This is a genomic window from Streptomyces sp. OZ13, from assembly GCF_052068155.1.
Classification (GTDB): Bacteria; Actinomycetota; Actinomycetes; order Streptomycetales; family Streptomycetaceae; genus Streptomyces.
Genome location: NZ_JBQHCZ010000007.1, coordinates 127,780 through 149,824, shown reverse-complemented (window position 1 = coordinate 149,824; position 22,045 = coordinate 127,780). Strand labels below are relative to the sequence as shown.

Sequence of the window (22,045 nt, the reverse complement as noted above, 5' to 3'; positions counted from 1 at the left end):
CGCCCCGTCAGCGGGCGAAGGCCATCGCCGCCCACCGCACCGGTCCGCGGACCTCGACGTGGAGGTCGTGCACACCGGCGATCCGGATGTCCGAGCGAAGCGTGACGTAGTCGTGGACGCCTCCCGTCGCGGTGACGTCGACCGTGGCGAGGGCCGTGCCGTCCGGTGTCCGCAGGGTGAGCGTTCCGGGGCCGGTCGCCGCGACATCGAGCGAGACGGCGGTGGCGCCGTCGCCGAAGTCGCAGCGCCGGTAGACAAGTTCGCCTCCCTCGGCGCCCGCCGCCGTCACCGCGTCCCCCGAGACTCTGGTCCGGTCCACGATCACGGTGCCGCGCTGTTCGTCGTAGTCGACCGCGTCGAGCGGTGTCTCCAGCACCGCGCGCGGAGCGGGGGCGTCGCCGTCGACGTCGAGGACGGCCCGCTGCCGGATGTCGGTGCTGGAGGCGCCCGCCAGGACCTCGTACCGGCCCGGTCCGACCGTCCAGCGTCCGTGTGCGACGTCCCAGAAGCCCAGGTCGGTGACGGGGAACGAGAAGTCGAGGCACCGGCCTTCGCCCGCGGCGAGCCGGACCCGGCGGTGCGCGGCGAGCTGCCGTGAGGGCAGCGGCAAGGTGGGGTCCACGGCGCGGGTGTAGAGCTGTACGACCTCGTCGGCGGCGAGCGCGCCCGTGTTGGTGACGGTCAGCGAGACGGTGACGTGCTCGCCGTCGTGGCAGGCGGTGAGATCGTCGTAGGCGAAGGACGTGTAGGACAGGCCGTGGCCGAACGGGTAGAGCGGCGTGCCCTCGAAGTAGAGGTACGTCTGTCGGCTGCCGATGATGTCGTAGTCGAACAGGTCGGGCAGATCGGCGTCGGCCGCGTACCAGGTCTGCGGCAGCCGGCCCGCGGGGGAGACGTCGCCCGCGAGGACGCGCGCCAGTGCGGTGCCCGCGGCCTGGCCGCCGTGTGCCGTCCACAGCAGGGCGTGCAGCGCGGCGTGCGCGTCGCCGACTGCGTACGGGTACGAGGACACGAGAGCCAGCGCCGTACGGGGGTTGGCCGCGCGGGCGGAGCGCCACAGCCGCGTCTGGTGCTCGGGGAGGGCGAGCGTGCCGCGGTCCTCGGTCTCGCGCCCGTTGATGTGGGGGTCGTTCCCGGCCACGACGACGACGGCGTCGGCGGCCGCGGCGGCCGCGGCCACCGCGTCCTCGCCGCGTTCGGTGACGACGACCTCGAAAGGATCACCCTCTTCGGCAACCTTCAGGCCGTCGGCGGCGACAGAGACATACCGGCCCGTTCCCACATGCGCAAGGAGGTGGCCCTCGCCGTGCTCCTCCAGCCGGAAGGTCTCCTGGACGACCCAGCCGCCGGGCTGGTCGGCCGAAGCGCGCACATATCCGTCGTCCGCGACGGACAGGTAACCGCCGCCGGGCGCGCGGAGGGTGACCAGACCCTCGCCCCAGTCGGCCATCGCCAGTTCGGTCGGCTCCTCGCCGCAGGTCAGCGGAGGCAGGTCGGTGCGGCCGGCGAGCAGCGCAGGGTCCAGCGCGCCGTCGGCGCCGCGTACTTCGGCGGTCGCCGGGGAGTCGGGCACCCGCACCCAGCCGCTCGCGGTCCGCAGCCGTACTCGGTCGACGCCCTCGACGAAGGACACGTTGCCGGCCCCGAACCGCGTGCGGAGCCCGTCCAGCGGGGTGACACGGTGGATCAGCGTGCCGCTGTACCAGTCGAGTTTGCACTCGTCGGCGAGCAGTCCGACCACCGCGATACGCGTCCCCTCGGCCAGCGGCAGCAGTCCGTCGTTCTTGAGCAGGACGACGGCCTGTTCCGCGGCCTCCTGGGCGAGGGCGCGGTGCTCGGGGGTGTCGAAGGCCTTCTCGTCGGCGTACGGGTCGAGGTGCGGGTCGAACTCGCCCAGTGTGAAACGCATGGTGAGGAGCCGGCGTACGGCGTCGTCGATGTCCTTCTCGTCGATGAGTCCCTGTTCGAGGGCGCCGCGTACCCGGCCGGTGATGACGGACGAGTCCTGGCCGTGGTCGGTGAAGCTGTCGACGCCGGCGCGCAGGGCCGCGGCCGTCGCCTCCTCGTGAGTGTCGTAGTAGTGCTCGGAGTCGACGAGGTTGGACGGCGCGCCGGCGTCCGAACACACCACAAGGGACCTGTCCGTCCAGCCGCGCAGCTGCTCCCGCAGCAGGGGCGAGAGGTGGTTGGGCCGCCCGTTGACGAGGTTGTAAGAGGGCATCACACCGGCGGCGGCGCCCGCCCGCACGGCCGCGCGGAAGGCGAGCAGATCGTACTCGTGCAGCACGCGCGGCCGGACCGAGGAGGAGCAGGTGTCGCGGTCGGTCTCGTTGTTGTGCGCGAGCCAGTGCTTGAGCACCGGTGCGGTGCGCCAGTAGACAGGGTGTTCGCCGCGCAGGCCGCGGGTGTAGGCCACGGCGACGGCGGAGGTGAGCCGGGGATCCTCGGAGTAGCCCTCCTCGTTGCGGCCCCACAGCGGGTGGCGCAGCAGGTTCACCGTGGGGGCCCAGACGTTGAGCCCGACGCGGGGATCGTTCGCCCGCATCGCGCGCGCCTCGGCCCCGACGGCTTCGCCGATCCGGCGTACGAGGTCCTCGTTCCAGGTGGCGCCCATGCCCACGGCCTGCGGGAAGACGGTGGCGGGGCCCATCCAGGCCACGCCGTGGAGGGCCTCCTGGCCGGTGCGGAAGGCCCCGACGCCCAGCCGTTCGACGGCAGGCGCGAACTGATGGAGCATCGCGATCCGTTCGTCGGCGGTGAGCCGTGCGAGCAGGTCGTCGACGCGTTCACCGAGGGGCAGCCTGGGGTCGCGGAAGGGCGGGCGGGTCTCGGTCACGTGGGTCCCCTCGAGGGCGGTGGTTCCGGTTTGCTCGACTGTCTTCGAAGCGCTTCGATGCTGGGCTGCCCCGGCCGGTGTGTCAAGACGTCATCCGGGCGCGGGCCTTCCGTCGGTCCGGAGTCCAGGCCGGTGCGCCAGGCTGCAAAGTGCTGCGGTGAATTTCGCATCGACTCTTGAACGGCCCGGCATCGTCACTTAACCTCGCTGCAACATCGAAGCGCTTCGACAGATCGTCGCAGGGAGCGTGCGCTCCGACAGCGTCCCGCTTCAGCTCAGCCACATAAGCCGACACACATGCGCGAAGCCGATCCATGCCCGCCGGCTGCCCGCGTGAGGAAAGGGTTGACGCCATGCCCAACGCCCAGGCCCCCAGCCGGAGATCGTTCCTCGCCTCGACCGCGGTCGCCGCGGTCGCCGTCGCCGGCGGCGTGCCGCTGCTCGGCGCGTGCAGCGGCTCCTCCGGCGGCGACCGTACCGAAGGCGCCACCACCGGCAAGAAGCTCCAGGACATCCTGCCGACCTTCGTGGGCTCCGACGTCGTGCAGCCCGACGTGCCGAGCAAGAACGGTTCCGCGCTGGGCTTCACCACCGCACTGCCGGCCTCGCAACTCGCCGTCTCGGTCCCGCAGAAGCTCGGCAAGGGCAGCACGGTCTCGGTCATGGCTCCCCTGTGGGGCACGCCGCCCAAGTCCGGCAACCCGTACTGGACCGCGATGGACGAAGCCATCGGCGTCAAGGTGAACTGGCAGAACCAGGACGGCAACACCTACGGACAGAAGCTCGGCGCCGTCCTCGCCTCCAGCTCCATACCGGACGCGGTCGTCGTCCCCGCGTGGGAGCTCGGCGGCAAGATACCGAGCGCCATCAACAACAAGTTCGCCGACCTCGGCCCCTACCTGTCGGGCGACAAGGTCAAGGACTACCCCAACCTGGCGGCGATCCCCACCGGCGCCTGGCAGCGGGCCGTCTTCGGTGGCAAGCTGCGCGGCCTGCCCATGCCGGCCAGCGACATCCCCAACATCGCGCCGTTCTACCGGGTCGACCTCTTCAAGGAGAAGGGGTACGAGGCGCCCACCACCACCCAGGAGTTCTTCGACCTCGCCAAGGAGGTCACCTCGGCCAGGAACAAGGTCTGGGGCTGCGGCGACATGACCTGGGCCGCCTACAAGTTCTTCGGCGTGCTCGACGAGAAGCCCACCTGCTGGAAACTCGTCGGCGACAAGCTGGTCCACCGGATCGAGACCGACGAGTACCTCGAAGCCCTCGAATGGTCCCGCTCCCTGTACTCGGCCGGGCTCGTCCACCCCGACGCCAAGGCGGAGACCGGCGACCTGGGCAACCTCTTCGCGGCCGGCAAGGTGTGGATGTACAACGCGGACATCTCCGACTGGTACGGCAAGACCGTGGTCCAGCGCGGCGACAACCCCGACTTCTCCATGGCCGCCATGGACTACTTCCACCACGACGGAGGCAAGCCCCGCCTCTACGCCGGCTCGCCGTCCAACATCTGGGCGTTCATCAACAAGAACGCCGACGAGAAGACCATCCGCGACATCCTCGCGATCGCCAACTTCACCGCCGCCCCCTACGGCACCAAGGAGCAGCGACTGAAGGCCTACGGGGTCGAAGGCGTCCACCACACCGTCAAGGGTGACGAGATCACCAAGACGGAGACCGGCAACAACCAGGTCTTCGCCACCTACGAATACATCGCGAGCCCCCAGCAGTTCTTCGCCTACCCCAACCACCCGGACGTCGCCGAAGGCATGGTCGGCTGGCAGCAGCGCATGGGCGCCTTCCTCACCAAGCCCCTCTTCTACGGGATGCAGGTCCAGGAGCCGAACCGCTGGGCCGAGCTGAGCAGCCAGTTCGAGGACCTCGAGAAGGACATCGTCCGCGGCCGCAAGAAGATCGCCGACATGCAGCAGGCCGTCTCCGACTGGCGTTCACGCGGCGGCGACCAGCTGCGCGACTGGTACCGGAAGCTGCTCGACGAGTCCGGCGGCCAGGCGTCCTGAGCGGCCGCCCGGCGGACGGGGAGCGAGGAGAGAGAACGTGTCGCAGAGCAAGGTGGCGGGCCCCGCCCGTACCACCGACGACAGCACGGAAGAACCGTCGGAGGACGGCGGTCCGGCGTCGGCGGGACCGCCGGAGGCGGTGCCACCGGGCCGCGCCGCCGGCGGGGGCGGGATCACCTGGCGGATCCGGCTGCGGCGCGACCGCACGCTGATCCTGATGACGCTGCCCGCCGTGCTGCTGGTGCTGGTCTTCAACTACATACCGCTGCTCGGCAATGTCGTCGCCTTCCAGGACTACGACCCCTATGTCGGCGACAACGCGTGGCAGGCCATTGCCCGCAGCCCCTGGGTCGGGGTGGAGCACTTCGCGCGGATGGTGGAGGACCGGCTGTTCTGGCAGGCGCTGGGCAACACCCTGGCGATCTTCCTGGTGCAGCTCACACTGTTCTTCCCCGTGCCGATCCTGCTGGCACTCCTCATCAACAGCTTCGTCCGGCCACGGGTGCGTGCCGTCGCCCAGGCGATCCTGTACCTGCCGCACTTCTTCTCCTGGGTGCTGGTCGTCACGGTCTTCCAGCAGATGTTCGGCGGTGCCGGCATGCTCGCGCAGACGCTGCGCGAACACGGCCACGAGGGCATCGACCTCATGACGAACCCGGGGCTGTTCAAATTCCTCGTCACGTTCGAGATGGTCTGGAAGGACGCCGGCTGGGGCGTCATCGTCTTCCTCGCCGCGCTGTCCGCGGTCAGCCCCGACCTGTACGAGGCCGCCGCGATGGACGGCGCCTCCCGATGGCGGCGCATGTGGCACGTGACGCTGCCCGCGCTGCGCCCGGTCGTGGCCCTGCTGCTCGTTCTCCAGGTCGGCAACGCCCTGACCGTGGGCTTCGAGCAGATCCTCCTCCAGCGCACCGCCGTCGGCCCCACCGCCGCGGAGGTCCTCGACACCTACGTCTGGAACGTCGGCATCCAGTTCGGCGACTTCAGCTACGCGGCCGCCGTCGGCATCGTCAAGGGAATCTTCGGCCTCTGCCTGGTGCTGGCGGCCAACAAGGTCGCTCACATGATGGGCGAACAGGGGGTGTACAAGCGATGAGCCACGTTCTGGGCGTCAATCGGCGCGAGGGGACCCGCGGCCGGCTGCGCCCGGCCTGGGAGGAGGAGCCGCGCCCCGCGGGGCTCGCCGCGAAGGGCCTCGTCCTCGCACTGGCCTGCGCCGCCGTCCTCTTCCCGCTGTGGATCGTCGTCGTGACCAGCGTGTCGTCCGTGAAGACCATCACGGAGGCGGGCGGCCTCGTCGTCGTGCCCCGCGGCATCACGTTCGTCGCCTACCAGGAACTGCTCGGCGGCGGCCAGGTCACCAGGGCGGCACTCGTGAGCCTCGGTGTCACGCTCGCCGGCACGCTGTTCAGCATGACGGTGTCGGTCCTGTGCGCCTACGGGCTCTCCCGCAGCGGCTCCGTACTGCACCGGCCGCTGCTGATGATCCTGCTCGCCACCATGTTCTTCGGCGCGGGCCTCATCCCCACCTATCTCCTGGTGCAAGGACTCGGACTGACCGACACCTACCTGTCGCTGATCCTCCCCAGCGCGGTGAACGTCTTCAACATCCTCGTTCTGCGCTCGTTCTTCATGAGCGTGGCGCCCGAACTCATCGACAGCGCGCGGATCGACGGCGCCGGCGACGCCCGGATCCTGTGGCAGATCGTCATGCCGCTGTCCCGCGCGGTGCTCGCCGTCATCTCCCTGTTCTACGCGGTCGGTTACTGGAGCGCGTGGTTCAACGCCTCCATCTATCTGAGCGACCAGGACATGATGCCGCTGCAGAACGTGATGATGCAGCTGGTCCTCAAGCAGGAACGGCCGACGGGACTGGCGCAGGCCATCAACACCGGCCAGCTCTCGCCGCTGTCCATCCAGATGGCCGTCATGGTGCTCGCCCTGCTTCCGGTCGCCGTGCTGTCGCCGTTCGTCCAGCGGCACTTCAAGAAGGGCATGCTCACCGGCGCGGTCAAGGGCTGACGCCGGCAGTCGCCCGCCGCCGCGCGGCGGACGCGGGCCCGTGCGCCTCCTCGACGCACGTCCCCACAGCCGCCGCCGTGTCCGGCCGTACCTGACCACGGCCGGACACGGCGGCCTCCACCAACCCCCGCTCGCCCCCCCACGGATCGAGGTACCAGCCATGTCCCTGCCATCGAGCCACCCCGGCAGGCGCACCGTCCTCACCGCCGGCGCCGCCGCCGGCCTCACTGCCCTGCCCCTCCCGCACGGCGTGGCCACGGCCGCCGACCGCACGACCGCAGCGCCGGACCCCGGCCCCGCGGCGCGGGCAACCCAGGCGCACCGCTGGCGCAACGTCGTCATCGGCGGCACCGGATTCGTCACGGGCATCCTGTTCCACCCTCGCGTCAAGGGCCTCGCCTACGCCCGCACCGACATCGGCGGCGCCTACCGCTGGGACGCGCGCAAGCGGTCCTGGACGCCGCTCAACGACGGCCTCGGCTGGGACGACCACAACCTGCTCGGGGTCGAGGCGATGGCCGTCGACCCGCACCACCCCGACCGGCTCTACCTCGCCGTCGGCACCTACACCCAGAGCTGGGCGGGCAACGGCGCCGTGCTGCGCTCCGACGACCGGGGAGCCACCTGGTCGCGTACCGACCTGCCGGTCAAGCTCGGCGCCAACGAGGACGGCCGCGGTGCCGGGGAACGGCTGATCGTCGACCCGCGGGACCGCGACACGCTGTGGCTCGGCAGCCGCCACGACGGGCTGTGGCGCTCCACCGACCGCGGCGCGACCTGGTCACGGGCCGACTTCCCCGCCCAGCCGTCCCCGACCGGGCAGGGCATCACGTTCCTCGTCGCCGCCGGACGGGTGCTGTACGCGTCCTGGGCCGACGGCGGCCCCACCCTGCGCCGCACCCGCGACGGCGTCAGCTGGGAGGACGTCCCCGGCCTGCCGGGCGGGGCGGCGGCCCGTGTGCCGATCCGCGCGGCGTACGACGAGGCCGGCCGCGCCCTCTACGTCACCTTCGCGGACGCACCCGGCCCTAACGGCCAGAGCGACGGCGGCGTGCACCGGCTCGACACCGCCACCGGCTCCTGGACCGACGTCACCCCCGTCCGCCCCGGCGGAACCGCCGACGACGGCTCGCGCGACACCTTCGCCTACGGCGGTGTGGCCGTCGACGCCCGTCGGCCGGGCACCGTGGTGGTGACGACCAACAACCGCTGGGCACAGGTCGACACCGTCTTCCGGTCCACCGACGGCGGGCGCAGCTGGACCTCCCTGAAGGACACCGCCGTCCTGGACGTCTCCGAGACGCCGTACCTCCGCTGGGGCGAGCAGCGGCCCAAGTTCGGCTGGTGGATCCAGGCGGTCGCCGTCGACCCCTTCGACTCGCGGCACATCGTCTACGGCACCGGAGCCACGATCTACGGTACGCGGGACCTCGTCCACTGGGCGCCCGAGATCCGGGGCCTGGAGGAGAGCTCCGTACGGCAGCTGATCTCACCGGCCGCCGGCAGCGCCAGACTCATCAGCGGTCTCGCCGACATCGGCGTCATGTACCACGACTCCCTCACGGCCTCGCCCTCCCGCGGCATGGCGGAGAACCCCGTCTTCGGCACCGCCACCGGCCTCGCCGCGGCCGCCGGCAAGCCCTCGTACGTGGTGCGGACCGGCTGGGCATCCGGCGGCAACGGCGCGTACTCCCGCGACGGCGGCAGGACCTGGCGGCCCTTCAGGAGCCAGCCGGAGATCGCGGCCACCGCCCCCGGGCCCATCGCGGTCAGCGCCGACGGCCGGGTCCTGCTGTGGTCCTTCGTCCACTGGGACGGCTCCACGCACGCGACGCACCGCTCCACCGACAACGGGGACACCTGGACGGAGGTGTCCACGTTCCCGAAGGGGGCGACCCCGGTCGCCGACCCGGTCGACGCCGGTTGTTTCTACGCCTACGACACCACCTCCGGGACGGTGTACCGATCGGCCGACGGCGGGCTCACGTTCACCGCCGGCGTGGGCGGACTGGCCGCCGGCGACAGCCAGTTCCGCATCGCCGCCGCGCCCGGCCACCGTGGCGACCTGTGGCTCTCGGCCAAATGGAACGGGCTTTTCCGCTCCACCGACGGCGGCCTGACCTTCACCAAGGTCACCAGCTGCTGGGCCTCCTACTGCCTCGGCTTCGGCAAGGCCGCCGACGGCACCGGCTACCCGGCGGTCTTCCAGGTCGGCGCAACCGAGGACATCACCGCCGTCTTCCGGTCCGACGACGAAGGCGCCTCCTGGACCCGGATCAACGACGACGCCCACCAGTGGGGGTGGGTCGGGGAGACCATCACCGGCGATCCGCGCCTCCACGGTCGCGTCTACCTGGGCACCAACGGCCGCGGCATCCAGTACGCCGACCCCGTCTGACGCCCTTCCCCCAGCCACTTCGTGACGAAGCGAGTTCTCCCATGCCCTCCCTGTACGACGCCACCGGCCGCCGTGTGCTCTTCGGCGGCGACTACAACCCCGAGCAGTGGCCGGAAGAGACCTGGCTCGAGGACGTACGGCTGATGAAGGAGGCCGGGGTCAACTCCGTCACCCTCGGCGTGTTCTCCTGGGCGACGATCGAACCCCGCCCAGGGGCCCGCGAGTTCGGATGGCTCGACCGGCTGACGGACCTGATGCACGGCAACGGCATCGGGGTCGTCCTCGCCACGCCGACCGCCTCACCGCCGCCGTGGATGGGCTCGCGCCATCCCGAGACACTGCCGCGCGGCGAGGACGGGTCGGTGATCTGGTACGGCTCCCGCCAGCACTTCTGCCCGAGCTCGCCGGTCTACCGGGAGTACGCGGCGGCGATCACCGAGGACCTCGCGGCACGCTACGGCGACCACCCGGCGCTGCGGATGTGGCACATCAACAACGAGTACTGCACCTTCTGCTGGTGCGACGGCACCGCCCGCCACTTCCGCCGCTGGCTGAGGCACAGGTACACGACCCTCGACGCGCTCAACGAGGCCTGGGGGACCGCGTTCTGGAGCCAGCGCTACGACGACTGGGAGGAGATCATCCCGCCCCGCAAGGCCCAGTACCTGCGCAACCCGGCCTGCGCGCTGGACTTCCGGCGGTTCACCTCCGACGCGCTCCTCGAGTGCTACGTCGCCGAGCGGGACATCGTCGCCGCGCACTCCCCGTGGTTCCCGGTGACGACCAACTTCATGCCCTTCTGGACCGGGCAGGACGCCTGGCGGTGGGCCCAGGAGGAGGACGTCGTCTCCGTCGACATCTACCCCGACCCCCGCGATCCGCTGGGCGGACAGTACGGGGCGATGATCCAGGACATGACCCGTTCGCAGGCCCGCGGTCCGTGGATGCTGATGGAGCAGGCGGCGGGGCCGGTGAACTTCCGGGGCGTGAACCATCCGAAGCCCCGCGGTCTGAACCGCCTCTGGTCGCTCCAGGCCGTGGCACGCGGCGCGGACGCCGTCTGCTACTTCCAGTGGCGGCAGTCCCGGCAGGGCGCCGAGAAGTTCCACTCGGCGATGGTCACCCACGCCGGCGAACAGGGCCGCACCTACCAGGAGATCAAACGGATCGGCGCGGACCTCGCCGGGATCGGCGAGCACGTCGCAGGCGCCGGCGTCCCCGCCGACGTGGCGATCCTGCACGACTGGAACTCCTGGTGGGCGGGCGGCCAGGAGGGCCGGCTGTCCACAGGACTCGACTACCCGGCCGTCGTCCGGGCCTGGCACCGCGCCCTGTGGGAGAACGGCCTCACCACCGACTTCGCCCACCCCGAGCACGACCTGAGCGCCTACCGCCTCGTCGTCGTCCCGCATCTGTACCTGCTGACCGACGCCGCCGTCGACAACCTCGTCGGGCATGTACGCGGCGGCGGCACGCTCGTGTCCGGCTTCCTGACCGGCACCGCCGACGGCGACGACCGAATCCGGCCCGGCGGCATGGATGAGCGGCTGCGGGAACTCTTCGGCATCGCGACCGTGCACGAATGGTGGCCGCTCGAGGCCGACGAGACGGTGGCCTGCGAGACGGTGGCCTGCGACGGACCCGGCGCGTTCCAGGGCACCGTGTGGTCGGAGGAACTGGAGGTCTCCACCGCCGATACGGTCGGCGTCTACAGCAGCGGCGAACTCGCCGGACTGCCCGCCGTCCTGCGCCTGGGCAGCGCCTGGTACGTCTCGACGCTCCCCGACCCCCGGAAGCTGCGCGACCTGCTCGCACAGGCCGCCGAAGAGGCCGGGGTCCGTCCCGTGCTGCCGGACCGGCCGGACGGGCTGGAGGCCGTACGCAGGGGAGACCTGCTCTTCCTGCTCAACCACGCTCCCGGCGCCGTCACCGTCACCGTGCCGGGACACCACCGGGACCTGCTCACCGGTTCTCCGGTCCGCGGCCCGCTCCGTCTCGACCGCCACGGCGCGGCCGTACTGAAGGCAGAACAGCCGTGAGGCACGGGACGTGGGAGCCGCGCCCCGCCGCGCGGTGGGAGGACGCTTTCCTCAGCGGCAACGGCCGGCACGGCGCCATGGTGTACGGCGACACCGGCGACGAGCGTGTCGTCGTCAACCACCACACCCTGGTGTGCCCCAACGGCAGCGAGACGGCCGGCCCCCCGGAGCTCGCGGCCGGGCTGCGGGAACTCCAGGACGCCCTGCTCGCCGGTGACACGACGGCGGCCGAACGCTTCGGGGCCGGACATCCGCACCTGTGGGTGCAGCCGTTCCACCCCGCCTTCCAGGTACGCGTCCGGCGGACCCCCGAGGTCGCGGCCGGAGCAGGGACCTACCGCAGGGAGGTGGACTTCACCTCCGGCGTCGTGACCGCCGCGCGCGGCGCCCGGCGCAGCGAGGTGTTCGTCTCCCGCGCCGACGACGTGATCGTCCACCGGACCCGGACGGAACCGGGGGGCCTGAGCGCGGACATCACCCTCGACGAGCAACTGCCCGGGCTCCCGGCCGGACTCCGGTTCACCCGCACCAGCACCCTTGAGCACGAAGGGCCCGGCACCGCCCTGCTGAGCCTGCGCACCGACTACCCGAACGGGCGGACATCCTTCACCGGAACCACCCTTGTCACCGTCACCGGCGGAAGCACGACACGGATCCGCGACGGTCTGCGGGTGACCGACGCCTCCGCGGTGCTGCTGCTGACCCGGGTGGAGCGGCACCCGGCGGAACAAGATCCCGCGGCCGCCCAGGTCGCCGCTCTCCAGACACTCGTGACGCCGGCCGCCGGGCACACCGACGCGGCGTACACACGGCTCCTCGGGCGTCATCTCCCACCGCATCGCGACGCCTACGAGCGGGCCGGGCTGTCTCTTGACGCCGACCCCCAGGAGCGGGAGCTGCCGGGCAGTGAACTGCTCCACGGGCCCGCCGGCCCCGCCCTGCTGGAACGGCTCTTCGCGGCGGGCCGCTACCACCTGCTGTCCTCCAGCGGCATGCTGCCGCCCCGTCTGGTCGGCCTGTGGACCGGCGACTGGAACACCGCATGGTCCGGCGCCTTCACCACGAACGCCAACCTCAATCTGCAGATCGCCTCCGCCGCCGTCGCCGCGCTCCCCGAAGCCTCCGCCGCCCACGCCGAACTGGTCCACCGCCAGTTCGACGACTGGCGCGACAACGCCCGTGCCCTCTTCGGCGCGCGCGGCGTCGTGGCGCCCTCCCATACGGACGGGGAATCCGGCCACACCCGGCACTTCGAACGCGCCTACCCGCTCCACCTCTGGACCGCGGGCGCCGACTGGCTGCTGCTGCCGCTGCTCGACGAAGCCCTGTCCTGCGGCGCCCCGGACCCCCGGCTGGCACCCGCCCTCGCCGAAGTCGCCACGTTCTACGAGGACTTCCTCGTCCCCGTCGGTCCCGGCGGCCGGGTCACCGTCGTGCCCTCGTACTCGCCGGAGAACCGGCCGGCCAACGCGAGTTGGGGCACCGTAGACGCGACCATGGACATCGCCGCCGCCCGGCACGCCCTCACCACCGCGGCCGCCCACAACCCCGGCCATCCACGCGCCCCGCACTGGCGGGACCTCGCCGCCCGGCTGCCCGCCTACCGCGTCAACGACGACGGCGCGCTGGCCGAATGGGTCCCGGCCGGCCTGAACGACAACTACGACCACCGGCACATCAGCCACCTCTACCCGGTCTGGCCGCTCGACGAGATCAACCCCTACGACACACCGGACCTCGCGGCAGCCGCCCACCGCGCGCTCGAACTGCGCGGCGCCGAGAACGACTCGGCGCACGGTCATCTGCACACCGCCCTCGTCGCCGCCCGGCTCCGCGACGGGGACCGGGCCGGACGGGCCCTCGGGCAGGTGCTGGGCGGTGACTTCTTCCACGACTCGCTGATGAGCGCGCACTACCCCGGCCGCGACGTCTACAACGCGGACGCCGCGCACACGCTCCCCGCCGTACTGCTCGAATGCCTGGTCCAGTCGACCCCGAACCGTCTCGTGCTGCTCCCCGCGCCCCTGCCCGGCTGCACGGCGGGCACCCTGCGAGGCGTCCGCACCCGCTTCGGCGCCAGGCTCGACCTCAGCTGGCACGACGGGTCCGTCACCGCCGTGCTGCGGTCACCGGCCGACCGGACCGTCGAAGTGGTCGCCGGCACGGACCGCTTCCCCATGGCTCTCGTCGCCGACGAGAAGCACGTCCTCTCACTACCCCGGAGGACGTGATCCCCCCACCCATGGAAAGGACTCCATGGCACACCCCACACAGGGCGCAGGCCGCGCACTCCGGCGCGCGGCGCTCGCTCCGCTCCTCGCGCTGCTCGCCGTCGTCGGACTCGCGTCCGCCCCGGCGCACGCGGCCGTCTGGTACTCCTCCGACCGCTGGGGCACCTGGAACAGCGGCGGCTACACCCTCTACAACAACATCTGGGGCTCCGGAGCCGGACCCCAGACCATCTGGGCCGACTCGGCCACCGACTGGGGCGTCTGGGCCGACCACCCCGGAACCGGCGGGATCAAGTCCTATCCCAACGCCAAGAAGGTCGTGAACAAGAAGATCGGCGCCATCTCCACACTCACCAGCCACTACAACGTCTCGGTCCCCGCAGCCGGCGCGTACAACACCGCGTACGACATCTGGGACAGCGACTACGACCACGAGATCATGCTCTGGGTCAACCACCACGGCCCCGTCGGGCCGCTGGGCACCGGCCAGGGAAGGGTGAGCCTCGGCGGTCACACCTGGGACGTGTACCGGGGCGACAACGGCGCCAACGCCGTCTACTCGTTCCTGCGCACCAGCGACTCCACCTCCGGCACCGTCGACCTCAAGGCCGTGCTCGCCTGGCTGAAGAACACCAAGGGATGGATCGGTGACGTGACCGTCGGCGACGTCCAGTTCGGCTACGAGATCACCTCGTCGCCGGGCGGACGGGACTTCGTGACCCACGACTTCGGCGTACGGACGAGCTGACGTCACAGCAGAACGCCGCGGTGCGGCCGGCTCACCGCCGGACGCACCGCGGTCCCGTGTCACCCGGTGATCGGCAGTTCGGCGTCGTCCCTCAGGAACAGCGGGATCCGCTCCAGCGGAGCGTTCACCGTCACCGTGCGCCCGCCCTCGTACTCCTCGCCCGTCCAGGCATCCGTCCAGCGGGCACCGGCCGGCAGGTGGACCGCACGACCGGTCGCCCCCGCCTCCAGCACCGGCGCGACCAGCAGGTCCGGACCGAACAGATAGGCGTCGGCGACGTCCCACGCCCTCTCGTCGTCCGGGAACTCCAGGAACAGCGGACGCATCGGCGGCAGGCCCTCCTCGTGGGCGGCGCGCATCTGCTCCAGCACATACGGCTTGAGGCGCTCCCGCAGCCCCAGGTACCAGGACAGGACCTCCTCGGCCCGCTTCCCGTACGACCACACCTCGTTGGGGCCGCCCGTCATCGAAGGACCGAGCGGCATACCGGGGTCACGGAAGCCGTGCAGCCGCATCAGCGGGGACAGCGCCCCGAACTGGAACCAGCGGATCATCACCTCGCGGTACGCCTCGTCGTCCGGGTCGCCGCCGTGGAAGCCGCCGATGTCGGTGTTCCACCAAGGGATGCCGGACAGCGCCGTGTTGAGCCCCGCCGCGATCTGGTGCCGCAGAGTGGTGAAGTCGGTGCCGATGTCACCGGACCACAGGGCGGCCCCGTAGCGCTGACTGCCCGCCCACGCCGAGCGGTTGAGGGTGACGACCTCCTCCTCGCCGGCGGCCAGCATCCCCTCGTAGAAGGTGCGGGCGTTCTCGCGCGGATACAGGTTGCCGACCTCGAGGCCCGGTCCCGCGTGGTAGCGCAGGTTCGCGGAGAAGCCCGGCTTGAGCTCCGGCTCGCAGGCGTCCAGCCAGAACGAGCGGATCCCGTACGGCTCGAGGTAGTTCTCCCGCACCCGCGACCACACGAAGTCACGGGCCGCCGGGTTCGTCGCGTCGTAGAACGCGACCTGGACGGGCTCCGCGACCTCCTTGTCCGGCCAGTCGGCGTGTGCCGTCGGACCGTACTCGGTGCCGATGAAGAACCCGCGCTGCTCCATCGGCCGGTGGTTCTCGCTCAGCGGTGACACCGACGGCCACACCGAGACGACGAGCCTGATGCCGAGCTCCTCCAACTCCCGGACCATGGCGGCCGGGTCGGGCCACTCGGCCGGGTCGAACTTCCACTCCCCGAGGTGCGTCCAGTGGAAGAAGTCGCAGACGATCACGTCGATCGGCAGGCCGCGCCGCTTGTACTCGCGGGCCACGGACAGCAGTTCCTCCTGGGTGCGGTACCGCAGCTTGCACTGCCAGAACCCCGCCGCCCACTCCGGCAGCATCGGCGTCCGGCCGGTCACCGCCGAGTAGCGCTGCTGCGCCGCGGCCGGTGCGCCCGCGGTGATCCAGTAGTCGATCTGCCGCGCGCTGTCGGCGACCCAGCGGGTGCCGGTCCGCGCGAGCTCCACCCGGCCGATCGCCGGGTTGTTCCACAGCAGGGTGTAGCCCCGGCTGGAGGTGAGCACCGGAATGCCGACCTCGGCGTTGCGCTGGACCAGGTCGACGACCGCACCCTTCTGGTCGAAGAGGCCGTGCTGGTGCTGGCCGAGGCCGTACAGCTTCTCGTCGTCGTAGGCGGCGAAGCGCTGCTCCAGGCGGTGGTAGCCGTTGCCGTTCGGGGTGTAGAGCCGGGAGCCGGGCCACCAGAAGTGGGCGCGCTCCTCGGCGAGGAGTTCACGTCCGTCCTCGGTCGCCGTGAACCGCAGCAGCCCCTCGGCGTCGATCTCGGCGGTGATCGCCCCGTTGACCAGCACGCCGGCGCCCTGCTCCGTCTTGACGGCGGAGGAACTGCCGGGCGGGCCGTCGCTCAGGGCGCCCGGCAGACCGTCGAGCAGCGGCCCTCCGATCCTGGCGCGGACCCGGACGGCGTCCGGGCCCCACGGCTCGATGCGCACGGTCTCCTGACGTCCGCTCCACTCCAGAGCGCCGTCGCACTCGCGGACGGTACCCACGGTGGGGGAGGACTGGGCAAGGCTGGGTGACTGGTCCACGTAGGACTCCTGGGCGTCAGAGGGGCACTCTCGGGGTGCACCGCGGTGCGTTGCGGTGTGCTGGGAAGGGCTGGGACGCGAGGTTCAGGCGGAGGGAGCGGGCGCCGGACCGCTGCTGGCGCGCACGGTGAGTTCGGGCTCGAGAAGGACGACCTCGTCGCCGGCCCGCCCCTCGATCTTGGCGACGACCTGTTCGACGGCGTGCCGCGCCATGTCGCGCGCCGGGATGGCGACGGAGGTGAGCCGTACGGATCCGTGGACGGCGACCTGCTCCGGGCAGATCGCGACCACCGAGATGTCTTCCGGCACGGCCCGCCGTTGCTGGCGCAGCAGACCGAGCAGGGGCTCCACGGCGGACTCGTTCTGGACGACGAAGCCCGTGACGTCCGGGCGTTCGGAGAAGATCTGGGCGAGGGCGCCGGCCATGGCCGCGTAATTGCCCTCGCAGGGGCGGTGCAGCACCTGGAGCCCGAGGGCCCGTGCCCGGGCGCGCAGTCCGTCGATGGTCCGCTCGGCGAAACCGGTGCGCCGCTCGTAGACGGCGGGTGCCTCTCCGATGACGGCGATCTCACGGTGACCGAGCGCCGCCAGATGCTCGGCGCACAGCGCGCCGGTGGCGGTGAAGTCGAGGTCCACGCACGTCAGTCCGGTGGTCGTGGCGGGCAGCCCGATGAGTACGGCCGGCCGGCCGCTCTCGCGGAGCAACGGGAGCCGCGCGTCGTCCAGTTCCACGTCCATGAGGATGATGGCGTCGGCCAGCCCGCTGCCCACCACCCGGTGGACCGCCTCGGGTCCCTCCTCGCTGGTGAGCATCAGCACGTCGAACCCGTAACCGCGGGCATGGGTGGCGATCCCGATGGCGATCTCCGTCATCACCGGCAGATACATGTCCATGCGCAGCGGCATCATCAAGGCGATGATGTTCGACCTGTTGCTCGCCAGCGCACGGGCCCCGGCGTTGGGGTGGTAACCGAGCTCCGTGATGCTGCGCTCGACCCGTTCCCGGGTGAGCGCGGAGATGGTCCGCTTCCCGCTCAGGACGTAGCTGACGGTGCTGGCCGAGACTCCGGCGTGCTGCGCTACGTCGGCGAGTGTGACCATCGGATCTCCAGATGATGAAGCGCTTCGACAATGCGCTCCGCGTCGGTGACTTCGGATGTGGATAGACAGTAATCCGACGGGTTCGGCACTGTCCAGACCTCTTGTCGAAGCGCTTCAATAGATGCGACGGGTCGATCCGGCGGCTCTTTCAGGCAGCGCTGTGCGCGAGTTCAGGACGCGAGCCTTTACTCGTCGCGGAGCGGGGGAGGGGGCGCGCCGGCGCACCGAGGTGCCCGGAGCCGGTCCGCGCGGGGCGCCCGGACAAGGCAGGGGATCAAGCTGTCACGGCCACCCCGCTGCCGGTACGCCGACTTCTGTCGTGAGGACCTGGCCGGTTCCCGCCGGCACCGGTTCCGGTCCGTCGCTCCATTCGGCCGCGACCACGAACAGTGTCGTGCCGTCGGGGCCGCCGAGCGTGCAGGCGAAGCCGCCTCGGTCCAGCTCCACCGCCTGCAGGACCTGCCCGCCCTCCGCGACCCGTACGCACCGCTTGCCGGGCACGTCGGCGTACCAGACGGCGCCCGCGGCATCGAGGCAGATCCCGTCCGGTGTGCCGTCGCCGAGATGGGCCCACACCCGTCGGCCGGAGAGCCCGCCGCCGGCGTCGATGTCGAAGGCCGCGAGGCAGTGGCCGTAGGACTCGGCGACGACGAGGGTCGAGTTGTCGGCGGTCACCGCCATGCCGTTGGGGAAGGCCAGGCCGTCGGCCACCTGCCGAACCGTTCCGTCCGGCGTGACCAGGGCGACGAAGCCCGGCTCGTACGGCGCGCCGGCCATCATGTCGAAGCCGATGCTGTTGACGTACGCGTTGCCCCGGCCGTCCACGACGATGTCGTTCCAGCCCGGCCGCCCGCCCAGCTCGGCATACCTGACCAGCGCCCCGTCCCGCTCCCGGCGCAGCAGGAGTCCGTCGGAAGACGAGACGAGCAGCATCCGCCCGTCCGGGAGGAAGGCGGTGCACAGTGGCAGCGACGTCACGCGTGCGATCGTCTCGCTCCGGCCGGCGAGGTCCACGGCGATCACCTCGCCTGCGGACCAGTCGGAGAAGTACAGCCGGTCACCCCGCCATCGTGGCGACTCCACGAGGCCGTGTCCGGTCAGCAGTGTTCGCAGAGCCACTTGTGCCTCCGTCGTCGGCCGTGTACTGGTTCCGACCGCCGGCCGGCGCGGAACTCATCGCCCGTGCCCGGCCGAGCCGTCACTACGGACCAGCATCGGCGCCGCACGAGCGCCCTGCACGTCTTCGGGCGTGCCCCGAGGCCCACCCGCCCCGCAGGGTTCGGCGATTTCACGAACCCTGCTGCTCACGACCCATCCGTTCGAACGAAAGTGACACCGCTGTGCGACCTCGCCTCTTCACCGTCGATCTGCCCGGCCCCGGGCGGCTGAGCACCATGGCCAGGCCCCGGGGCGGCGACTGGCTCGAGGACGAGATGAGTGCCCTGCGCGCCGCCGGCGCCGACGTGCTCGTCTGCGGACTCACACCGGCCGAACTCGACGAACTCGGTCTCGCCCGTGAGGCAGGGGCGGACGCGGGACTGCGGTTCGTTGCTGTTCCCGTACCCGACCGCACCGTTCCCGACCTTGCCACGGTTCTGCCGGCGCTGCGGGACCTCGCGGAGAGCCTTCGCGAGGGGGCGCACGTCGTCACCCACTGCCGCTTCGGCACAGGACGCGCTTCTCTCCTCGCCGCAGCCCTCCTGGTCCTCAACGGCGTCGATCACGACCTTGCGTGGAACCGGCTCGAGCAGGCCCGGGGCCTCGCTGTTCCCGACACCCCGGAACAGCGGGACTGGACGGTCAAGCTCCTCGAATACGCACGGGCTCGAGGCACGAACGCGTCAGGTGGTGCGGCCCAGGTACCGCAGGTAGGCGTGCAGGGCAGCGGAGGCCCTGAGCCGGTGGAGGCTGCGGCGGTGGAGATCCCGCTGTCTGTTCTTCAGTTCGCCGAGCACGCGGTCGGGGCTGCCCGTGGCCCGCAGTTCGCCCAGTACGGCCTCGATGGTGGCCACCGGGTAGTGCCCTCGCCGCAGCAGTGCGACGACCTGTGCGGCGTGGAACTCCGAGCGGGAGTAGACGCGGTATCCCGTGCCCGGCTCACGGTCCGGTCGCAGGAGACCACGGGCCTCCCAGAGCCGGAGCACGGGAGGCCGGACCCCCACGGCGCGGGCGACCTGGCCGATGCGCATGCCGGTGGGCGAGGTGGCTGTTGTGGTCGCCGGGTGCGCGAGGACGGTGCCCAGGGCCTCGTGCACCGCCGCCAGGTCTGCGCGTTCACGGTCCAGTTGGGCATGACTGGCGTCGAGAGCGGCCAGCGCTGTCTCGAGGTCGCCGTCGTGGACGGCTCGCATCACGGTGCGGGTGGTCGCCCAGCCGTGGCCGGCGGCTGCCTCCCGAGCCGCGGCGAGGGCTTCGGCGTGCGCGGTGGTGAAGACGCGGTAACCACTGGCGGTGCGTTCGACCGGTGGCAGGACCCCCGTGTCCACGTAGTTGCGGACCTGCTGGACCGAGATCCCGGCCGTCCGCGCGAGGTCGACGGCTCGCAGCCGGTCACCCACGTCACCACCCCCTCGGCCGTCGGCGCCCGACGGTTCACTCTGGCGCCTCACCACTGGTTGAGACTTATCGGGCATGTCCATGGGCCGACCTGCGGTGTCGGTCCTCAAAGTCTCTCATAGCACTTGAATGAAACAATTGAAACCGCAGGCCCGGCCCGTTGTGGGCGGTGCCGAACCGTTCAGTGAGGGGAGACGAGGGACGTGAAGTTCGTTCTGGAGGTCGACGTGGACGCCGCGCGGCCGGCAGAGGAAACGGCGGGCGAGTTGGGCCGCATCCTCCGTTACTGGGGCGGGAACCTGAACCACTACGCGCTGAAGCCGGGCGACGGGTCGGCCGTCTACGACTCGCAGTACCAGGAGGTCGGCCGATGGCGGATCGTGGAGGCCGACGGATCGTGACCGGACGGCCGACGGCTGGGGCAGCGCACGGCAGTTGAGGCCGGGTCGGCCGAGGGCCGCGGGTGTCACGCGGCCCTCGCCGTCGATACCGGCCTCGTCGTCGACCCGGTGGGCCGACCGGGCGCCGTCAGCTCATTCGCCGTCGGTCCTCGTCGGTCCACTTGCGAGTGTCACGGGGCTCGACGTAGGGCTCCGCGTCCTTCGGGTGGCCCCCGGCGAGCGCGCGGACGCGGGCGAGTTCCGCGTCGAACTCGAGGCCGAGGAGGATGGCCAGATTGGTGATCCACAGCCAGACGAGGAAGATGATGATGCCGGCGAGGGTGCCGTACGTCTTGTTGTAGGAGCCGAAGTTCGCCACGTAGAAGGCGAAGCCGGCCGACGCGGCGAGCCAGATCACCACGGCGATGAAGCTGCCGGGGCTGATCCATTTGAAGCCCCGGACCTTGGCATTGGGCGTGGCCCAGTACAGAAGCGCGACCATCAAGCTGACCAGCACGACGAGCAGCGGCCACTTGGCGTACGTCCAGACCGTCATTGCGGTGTCCGCGACGCCGAGCGCCGTACCGAGCTGCTGAGCGATGTCTCCGGAGAGTACGACGATGAGGGCGCTCACACAGGCCATGATCATCAGGGCGAGAGTCACACCGAGGCGGACCGGCAGCACCTTCCAGGCGGGCCGGCCTTCGGGTACGTCGTAGACGGCGTTCGAGGAGCGGATGAACGCGGCCACATAGCCGGACGCGGACCACAGGGCGGCGAGCAGGCCCACGATCGCCAGGATCGAGCCGGTGCTCGAGCTGCCCTGAAGCTGGGTGACGGCGTTGGTGATGATGTCGCGGGCCGGGCCCGGGGCGAGTTGCTGGATGTTGTCGAGCACCTTCTGCGTGGTGCTCTCGCCCATGATGCCGAGCAGGGAGACGAGCACCAGCAGGGCCGGGAACAGCGCCAGAATGCCGTAGTAGGTCAGAGCGGCGGCACGGTCGGTCAGCTCGTCGTCCTTGAACTCCTTGAATGTGCGGCGCAGCACCTGTCCGAACGAGCTCTTGGGCATGTCGGTCGGCCTGTCCGGAGCGTTGCGCTCCACACTTCGGTCGGGGCCGGGCTCCTTCTCCGTGCCGGCAGCGGGCTGCGGTCCCGTGTCGGTGGCACGGTCGGCCTCGTGACGGGGGGCTTCTTCGTGACGATGCCGCAGATTCGCAAAACGGGTCATATGGCCCGTGTATCCGCATTCGCGGAAGACAATCAGCCGAACGCCCGCACCGCCGAACGCCCCCGCGCCGGCGCCTCCTTCGGCAGGCTCGGCCCTCGGCGGGCGCGCATTCCGCTCTGTGCCCGTCCGGTGACCCGTCTCGGCGGCAGGACCGACCCGGCGACGCGCCCTTGTGGACACGGACAGGGCTCACACGGAGAGAGCTCCTTACCTTCTTGGCGGGTCCGTTCCGCTCATTCGTACGATCGGGAGGCCCAGGGGTGCCGGGTGTGGCTCAAAAAGCTCATGCCGATGATGTGGCTTTCAGTGATTGGCCGCCCGGCACCCCGCGACGACACGGCCACTCATTGGGATGCGCGAACCTCATCGCTTCGTAAGGACACGTCGGCGTGGTCGTC

Annotated in this window: 14 protein-coding genes and 1 pseudogene; 9 read left to right on the top strand and 6 right to left on the bottom strand. The window is 71.0% G+C overall.

Features of this window, described 5'->3' with window-relative positions; translation table 11 throughout:
- Positions 1–7: 7 nt before the first annotated feature.
- Complete coding sequence (locus ACTMTU_RS18610; protein ID WP_441264596.1) at positions 8–2,836, bottom strand: glycoside hydrolase family 3 C-terminal domain-containing protein; 2,829 nt, start codon at positions 2,834–2,836, stop codon at positions 8–10.
- A 353-nt stretch (positions 2,837–3,189) separates the two neighbouring features.
- On the opposite strand from ACTMTU_RS18610, the gene ACTMTU_RS18605 reads away from it, so the two are divergent.
- The 7 genes from ACTMTU_RS18605 to ACTMTU_RS18575 all read left to right on the top strand — a co-directional run bounded on the left by ACTMTU_RS18605 (position 3,190) and on the right by ACTMTU_RS18575 (position 14,295).
- Positions 3,190–4,857, top strand: coding sequence for an extracellular solute-binding protein (locus ACTMTU_RS18605; RefSeq protein ID WP_441264595.1), 1,668 nt, complete (start codon positions 3,190–3,192; stop codon positions 4,855–4,857).
- A 37-nt stretch (positions 4,858–4,894) separates the two neighbouring features.
- Entirely contained in the window at positions 4,895–5,953 is a 1,059-nt protein-coding gene (locus ACTMTU_RS18600) for an ABC transporter permease (protein ID WP_441264594.1), read from the top strand.
- Positions 5,950–6,879 (top strand): carbohydrate ABC transporter permease, encoded by a 930-nt coding sequence (locus tag ACTMTU_RS18595; protein WP_441264593.1) that lies wholly within the window; start codon positions 5,950–5,952, stop codon positions 6,877–6,879. The genes ACTMTU_RS18600 and ACTMTU_RS18595 overlap by 4 nt, the downstream gene beginning before the upstream one ends.
- Positions 6,880–7,039: 160 nt before the next feature.
- Complete coding sequence (locus ACTMTU_RS18590; protein WP_441264592.1) at positions 7,040–9,277, top strand: WD40/YVTN/BNR-like repeat-containing protein; 2,238 nt, start codon at positions 7,040–7,042, stop codon at positions 9,275–9,277.
- A gap of 41 nt (positions 9,278–9,318) precedes the next feature.
- Entirely contained in the window at positions 9,319–11,316 is a 1,998-nt protein-coding gene (locus ACTMTU_RS18585; protein ID WP_441264591.1) for a beta-galactosidase, read from the top strand.
- Positions 11,313–13,547 (top strand): glycosyl hydrolase family 95 catalytic domain-containing protein, encoded by a 2,235-nt coding sequence (locus tag ACTMTU_RS18580; protein ID WP_441264590.1) that lies wholly within the window; start codon positions 11,313–11,315, stop codon positions 13,545–13,547. Before ACTMTU_RS18585 ends, ACTMTU_RS18580 begins: the two co-directional genes overlap by 4 nt.
- A gap of 25 nt (positions 13,548–13,572) precedes the next feature.
- Positions 13,573–14,295: a glycoside hydrolase family 12 protein gene (locus ACTMTU_RS18575; RefSeq protein WP_441264589.1), complete on the top strand. Its 723-nt coding sequence runs from the start codon at positions 13,573–13,575 to the stop codon at positions 14,293–14,295.
- Between the two features lie 59 nt (positions 14,296–14,354).
- On the opposite strand, the gene ACTMTU_RS18570 is transcribed toward ACTMTU_RS18575, so the two are convergent.
- The 3 genes from ACTMTU_RS18570 to ACTMTU_RS18560 form a co-directional block, all read right to left on the bottom strand.
- Positions 14,355–16,379, bottom strand: coding sequence for a glycoside hydrolase family 31 protein (locus tag ACTMTU_RS18570; RefSeq protein WP_441264588.1), 2,025 nt, complete (start codon positions 16,377–16,379; stop codon positions 14,355–14,357).
- 84 nt (positions 16,380–16,463) lie between these two features.
- Positions 16,464–17,480 (bottom strand): LacI family DNA-binding transcriptional regulator, encoded by a 1,017-nt coding sequence (locus ACTMTU_RS18565; protein WP_441264587.1) that lies wholly within the window; start codon positions 17,478–17,480, stop codon positions 16,464–16,466.
- A gap of 282 nt (positions 17,481–17,762) precedes the next feature.
- Positions 17,763–18,599 (bottom strand): SMP-30/gluconolactonase/LRE family protein, encoded by an 837-nt coding sequence (locus ACTMTU_RS18560; protein ID WP_441264586.1) that lies wholly within the window; start codon positions 18,597–18,599, stop codon positions 17,763–17,765.
- A 275-nt stretch (positions 18,600–18,874) separates the two neighbouring features.
- Here ACTMTU_RS18560 and ACTMTU_RS18555 point away from each other — a divergent pair.
- A pseudogene (locus ACTMTU_RS18555) lies at positions 18,875–19,153 on the top strand (phosphatase domain-containing putative toxin); the annotation flags it as partial.
- A gap of 168 nt (positions 19,154–19,321) precedes the next feature.
- Here the strand turns inward: ACTMTU_RS18555 and ACTMTU_RS18550 are convergent.
- Positions 19,322–20,038: a MerR family transcriptional regulator gene (locus tag ACTMTU_RS18550; RefSeq protein WP_441264585.1), complete on the bottom strand. Its 717-nt coding sequence runs from the start codon at positions 20,036–20,038 to the stop codon at positions 19,322–19,324.
- 201 nt (positions 20,039–20,239) lie between these two features.
- Between ACTMTU_RS18550 and ACTMTU_RS18545 the strand changes: the two genes are divergently transcribed.
- Complete coding sequence (locus ACTMTU_RS18545; RefSeq protein ID WP_441264584.1) at positions 20,240–20,437, top strand: hypothetical protein; 198 nt, start codon at positions 20,240–20,242, stop codon at positions 20,435–20,437.
- 127 nt (positions 20,438–20,564) lie between these two features.
- Here the strand turns inward: ACTMTU_RS18545 and ACTMTU_RS18540 are convergent, their stop codons facing one another.
- The gene (locus ACTMTU_RS18540) at positions 20,565–21,647 is read right to left on the bottom strand and encodes a YihY/virulence factor BrkB family protein (RefSeq protein WP_441264583.1); all 1,083 of its coding nucleotides are present in this window, start codon (positions 21,645–21,647) and stop codon (positions 20,565–20,567) included.
- Positions 21,648–22,045 lie beyond the last annotated feature (398 nt).